The following is a 6,062-nucleotide window of genomic DNA, read 5'->3' as shown; positions in this document are numbered from 1 at the left end:
GGCATTCCTACCGCAACTAGATGTCTTCATTTACCAGGATTCGATATGCCTGTTCCAGCGCATCGAAGATCTCTTCTGGAACCTTGTACTGATATTGCTTGCGTCGGTGATTCGAAATGCGGCCGTTCTGGTCCAGGCAGAACATCACCAGCCTGGAGAGATCGGTGTTGGGTATATCGAAGGACTGGTCTATGCGGCGGTAGATTTCGTCGTACCGCGTGAGGAACACGGTTTCTTCTTTCAGGTGTTGTTCAATAGCCTGTTTGGTTGCACGGGCCATAAATTCTGCGCAGTGGGTGCCATCCCAGTATCGGTAGAGGGCTTCATGGCCCTTAAATTCGAACTGAAACTGGTTTTCGTCGATGTAAGTAACATCCCAGTACTGCCTCGCTTGTTCCGAAAACGCTTGCAGCACACCTAGATATTCGGATTCATTCTGGCGTAACACTATGGATACAGGAAGCACCAGGCCATTCTGAAGGGCTCCACGCTGGCACAGTATCTGGTGAAACAAAAACCGGGACAGGCGGCCATTGCCGTCCATAAAGGGATGAACAAAAACAAAACCAAAAGATACGATGCTGGCCAATACCAGTGGGTCCGTATCTTCCGGCTGCTGGTTTGCCAACACCATCAGATGTTCCATCAAGGAACGCGAGAGTTCCGGGGCCGGCGGCACATAGCTAACACCCAGCGCACCGCGCAGGCCGTTACTGAGATAGTTCTGCTCCGTTCGGAAAGACATCGCCTGGGAGAACGCATTGCTGATAACGGCGTTTTGCAGATCTACAAGGTAGTCTTCATCCAGTTTACGGGGGCTGTGGGCCTGCTTCAGCAAATTCACGAAGCGAGTTGCTTTGTCTTCCGACGGCGCTTCGTTTTCAATGGCGTAGGAATCCCGGGTTTCGTGCAGGTAGGCCCAAGCCAGCGTGCGGTTGAGAATGTCTTTCGGCAGCGACTCGGTGAACTCCGTGGCTTTTTGCAGCAAATCCTCATCAAGCAACGCCTGAAGCTCTCCAGTTCGCCGCACTGTGGCTGTTTGGAGCGGCATCAAAGGCCTGCCGGATCTCAGGTTCTGGGATAGCCGGTAGTGCCTGGGCTAATACCTGCAGGTTGATGCCTTCGTGTTTGATGGCGAAAAGAACGTGCCCCAGTCGATCGTCCGGGGCCGGGACCAGCTTTGCGGGCACGGCGATGGTCTGGCCTATGGTTTCCTTGCGGGTGACCGAGCGCACTTCCACAATTATTGCCGGCGCTATGGCCGAGATACTGTCCTGATTGATGAGATGCGCATAACCTGCGTACTTCACACCATTTAATTGTTCACCTTGAGAAAAGCTTGCAGCTTTCTCTTTCCGATATCCCTGCCTCACCAACTGTCGGACACCCATTTCACAACTCGCAAATCGACCTCTTCCTATCTAGGTGTCAACGATGTGATGTTTTGCCAAAGCTCACGTGGATTTGATGCTCGGTCACTCACACACTGCATTGGCCAAAGTTCATTCAGCGTTGAACGAATGGGCATCTTCAACGTTAGGCGCTGTCGATCTTAGAGCTGAAACAAGAGCGAGGAAAGCTCACATACAGGAGGGATAAAGCGTGGTTCGCACCCGATAAATATCGTTACAGAATAATTCTCACTTTTTACAAAGGGTTGGCGGTTGATCTGCTCTAATTCAAGAACAGAAAAACAAACGCTTTGTTGGGATAGCAAAGAAACTGGCACTGGAGCTTTTATGCCGAAATTAAAGTATTCAACCAAATTGATGCCATTCGTGATGGCACCCCTTCTCGCAGCCTGTGGCGGAGGAAATTCAAGCACCGCAACAAATGATCCGACCTCGGATCCTGTCACCATTTCAGGCCAAGTTATGGATGGTTATCTTCAGGATGCCAGAGTTTTCCTCGATTTGAATAACAATGGACTGCATGACGCCTCAGAACCTGAGACTCGCACAGGGGCAAATGGAGAATTCAGCCTCTCAACGACAGAAACCATTCCAGACGACGCCACTGTGATTGCAGAGGCTATTGCCGGTGTCACCATTGATCGGGATGACGATCAAACGGTTCCTCTCGGTTACACTTTACGAGCGCCACTGATCAAGAATACGGAGTCGGTTTCAGCCCAAAATGCGGGCGATGCCCGGGACTTGGATTCCTACACCTCAATCGTTTCTCCTCTTACCACCCTGATTAGTACAGAAATGATCGCCAATGGCAGAACCTTCGAGGCCGCTGCAGATAAGGTCGCTGCAGATCTTGGTCTCAGCATCGCGCCAGAGAACAATTACATCAAGCTGAAAAAAAGCAATGATCCTGAAATCGCAGCCAATGCCGAGCGCGCTCATCGCATTTCCCAGGTGCTCGCACGCATTCAGGCAAAGCAAGAGTCGCAATTCTCTGGATTTAATTTTACCGTTGACGGAGCGAACAAACTTTCTTTCCTCAATACGCTTTCCGAAAACATACAGGCCGTTGTTTCGTCGGTAGTCGCTGATGTAAACCTCTCGCTTCAATCGGAAGATCCTTTCGACCCCGATTCTTTAGCTGACCAATCAGGGAGTCAGCTGGTCACCACCATCGTTGCTGGTCCCGACACCTCATCGAATATATATAGCGGTGAAGTCACTTATGTCGGCTTCGTTGAGGGCGCCACAGTTTTTATCGATCGCAATTTGAACGGTGAACATGATCCAGGTGAGCAATTCACGGTAACTGATGAGAATGGCAAATTCGCCTTCACCACTGGCATTGGCCTGGAGGGAACAGAGATCGTTGCCAAGATCACCCCAGAGACCAGCTCTGATTCGACCGGAGCAATCATACCCGGTGAATTCACCCTCTATAACCCGATCGGGCTGTATTTCGATTATGAGAAGTTCGAGTTTGGCGTTGGAATGCTCGTCAACACCCAGCTCAGCCCGGCGCTGAGCCTGGTGCCCCGCAATCCGGACCAGGAAACTGCCGAATCCCTGTTTGCCGAGGCTATTGGCACGGACCGTAAGTCTCTTCTCTTTTACGCACAGCAAGCCCTTAACCCCAACCCGGGAATCGCCAGCGAAGGAGTGAAAGTCAGTCGAATCAATGCGGAAATTGCCGAGCTTCTTGTTCGTCTTGATGATCTTTACGGCGAAATCGACCTTGAAGCCAATAACCTGACGGATAACCAGTACAGACTCACTCTTCGCTCTTATGTCACAGAAAACCTGCCGGAAATTGTATCGTTGATCGAGAACTCATCGGTTGACCAGGTTGTGCCGGGTGCGGTCCTTGATTCGTTGAACTTAGATCTGAAAATTCCTGGGCTCTACGAACTGATTAATCCAGAAGATCCAGTAGATGAAGATCCCGGAAGCGAAGAACCCGGCAACGAAATCCCAGGCAACGATGTCGTTCGTCCAGACTACACCCCAGGGCTTCGCTTTGTTTCATTAACCACTGATTACACCCAATCGTGCGTGGTGTCCGGCGAGCGTGTCGACATTCATGATGCCGATATGAATCTCGTCGAAACCCGAAAAACAGATAGCTCCGGAAGCATTGATTTAAGCGATGTTCCGCAAAGTCATTATGTAACGGTATACCAGTCTTCCATTGGTTTCGGCGACGTACCCGTAACCCATAGCTACAGCTATGAGCGGAGCTTTATTGATGCTCCGTATACCCTTCAGTTAGCGGCTGAACGCTTGTACGAAGGCTCTCTGACTGACTGCGAGCCTTTAAGCTATGAGGCGCCTGATGACCCTAATGACTTCGAATTCAATATCAGTGTTTCCAACGGTGGAAGCTTTACGTCCATCGCAGGTTCAGTCTCAGGTAGAGGATACGTTCCCTATCCGGAGGCACCGACAGATGGGGTCCTGCTGGAATCAACAACACTGGACAGCAGTGCCGCCATCTTGCTAATCGGAAACCAGGTTGCCGACGGCGAGCTTAACAGCCAGCCAACCTTCTACTCCTATCTCGAGGATGTGGATATCACCGGCGGCCTGGTGCAGGCAACCATTGACAGCCCTGTTGAAAGTATCAGCAAACCTATAGAGCCCACCCTTACCCAGATTGCTACTATGTTGAAGCCATTGGATTCCGACTCGTTTCTAAGCTCTGTTGCCATGATTACTGGCCGGGACGAGGCCAGCACAAGGATCTCCATACCCACGGTTATTCAGGGTCAGGGGTTGCTTCAGATCAGTCGGAGTTACCGAGAAGATTCCTATCCAAGCACTTGGGGAAATACGATTATTGAACCTTTGCAGAACGATGGGAGAGCGCTGTCTGCCAGTGCCTACGCCGGACTTAAGCCCTTCTCCATGGTTGACACAGACTCGGATACCAATTCCATGAGTTACACCTTGGAAGATGTTCCGTTCGATGCCTTCGCCCTTCAACTGTACAGATCTGACGATGTTTACCTGACAGCTGGCTCCACTATTGAAAACCGTATTGAGCGATTTGACCGTACAGTTCTCACAAGCAACGTGAGCGGAAAAATCAACTTCCCGGACATAGTCACAGACGATGTATACCTGGGAACTAGCATACGCCTAACCGTTTTTGCGGCCGAGAACGCCAACAGTTTGCAGTACCCGCTGGCTGAACAATATCAGATAGCAACGGGGATGCCCGGGCTCTTATACAACCTGGACTACATAGTGCAACCCGAATACGAAGGATATGCTGACTACAATGAACGACATCAGGCCTATATGGAGCGCCGATATATCGAGTCAACTTTCCAAAAAAATCACGGCATCAACAGTCCTTTGGTGTATAACCCCCAATAGTTAAGAACAGGGAGCCAGCTCTCAAGGCTGGCTCTCTCATTTCAGGCAACTTTAGTCCTGAAAAGCCTCCCACTTTGCAGAAAAAAACGCGAAGTTACGCACCCTTACACTTCACAGACTGAAAACTGTGTAGCCTTTATAGGCGGTAGATCTTATCAAACTAAACCTGCTGGCGGCGTTCCGTGAGAAACGCCCAATACTCACGCAGACAACAGAATGGGTAAACGACATTCTGGCATGGTCAAACTGCGTTCAGGGGAACCAAAGCAAACATGGATAAAGCTAGTCCGAAAAATACCTGCAGCCCTCTTCAGCTTTTGTCGGCAAGTTCCCTGGCACTTGTTCTTCTGGGTTGCGGAGGTGGAAGTTCCGGCGGTAACACGGGTACCACCGGAGAAAAACGGTCGATCCAACCTCCAACGCTGGAGAGCACCTACTACACGGTCGACGAAGGTGTTGAAACACGACTGGCGGGAAACCTTCATGGCGCAGAGATCCAAAGCTACACTTTGGAAGAGGATATCGACCTGACGGTGTCCGCTGTGCCAGATGATACTGGCCTTATTCTCACGGCTCCGTTTGTGAATGCACCGCAGCTTGTGAACCTGCTTGTTACCTTCAATGCCAATGGCATCAACTACGAGCGATTCTTGGCGATCCAGATACGAAACACTTCAGCCAAGGCGATTGAGGAAAAAACCCGACTCATCATGAACGATGCGTCTTCCCTTTTAAATCTCGGGCAGGATATGGCGCTCTATCATTTTTCAGTAGATACCGCGTATCTATATGGCTTGATCCCTCACTCAGAAAAACTGCGGCTACTTGATGAATTCTCGCCAGAGAGCTCACCTGTTCACTCACAACTTCAATCACAGCTCGATGAACTCAGTACTGCATTCTCCGATTACGAGAAAGGCATTGTTAGTGACTCAGAGCTTAAACAGCAGATTGATGTCATTAATGCTCTGGCGGAACAGCACGGCGAGTATGGCGTTCAGAAACTGATCGACATTTCCGATTTCAGTGAAGCAGTAGTGCCGGCGCTAACTTACGGCACTTTGAAGTTTTCCGAAGAAATAGGCTTCTTTTCCCGATTCGTGGGGACCAACGACTACGGCAGTTGGCAGGACGGCAAGCTCATTCTGAACGAATCTTACGCACCAATTGCCAGCCTCATTCGAACCAACCTGTCACAGGATATTCGCTGCGATGCTTTTTAATAGACACTCTTTTGCTCTGGTTGCGCTTTTGCGTAAACCGCTGAAGGTT

Annotated in this window: 4 protein-coding genes; 2 read left to right on the top strand and 2 right to left on the bottom strand. The window is 50.2% G+C overall.

Annotation, left to right across the window (positions count from 1 at the left end; all coding sequences use genetic code 11):
• Positions 1-16 precede the first annotated feature (16 nt).
• Both Q669_RS18800 and Q669_RS20075 read right to left on the bottom strand, forming a co-directional pair.
• Entirely contained in the window at positions 17-1,051 is a 1,035-nt protein-coding gene (locus Q669_RS18800) for a Fic family protein (RefSeq protein WP_200861817.1), read from the bottom strand.
• Positions 996-1,391, bottom strand: a complete 396-nt coding sequence (locus Q669_RS20075; RefSeq protein WP_022993475.1) for a hypothetical protein — start codon at positions 1,389-1,391, stop codon at positions 996-998. Before Q669_RS20075 ends, Q669_RS18800 begins: the two co-directional genes overlap by 56 nt.
• Before the next feature lie 348 nt (positions 1,392-1,739).
• Between Q669_RS20075 and Q669_RS19165 the strand changes: the two genes are divergently transcribed.
• Both Q669_RS19165 and Q669_RS18790 read left to right on the top strand, forming a co-directional pair.
• Positions 1,740-4,790, top strand: a complete 3,051-nt coding sequence (locus Q669_RS19165; protein WP_152525074.1) for a hypothetical protein — start codon at positions 1,740-1,742, stop codon at positions 4,788-4,790.
• Between the two features lie 272 nt (positions 4,791-5,062).
• On the top strand, positions 5,063-6,013 hold the full coding sequence (locus tag Q669_RS18790; protein ID WP_022993473.1) for a hypothetical protein: 951 nt from the start codon (positions 5,063-5,065) through the stop codon (positions 6,011-6,013).
• Positions 6,014-6,062 lie beyond the last annotated feature (49 nt).

Origin of the sequence: Marinobacter sp. C1S70, assembly GCF_000475355.1 — a bacterium.
GTDB classification, from domain to species: Bacteria; Pseudomonadota; Gammaproteobacteria; order Pseudomonadales; family Oleiphilaceae; genus Marinobacter; species Marinobacter nauticus.
The sequence above is the reverse complement of the archived record's forward strand: the minus strand, read 5'-3'. Positions and strand labels throughout refer to the sequence as shown.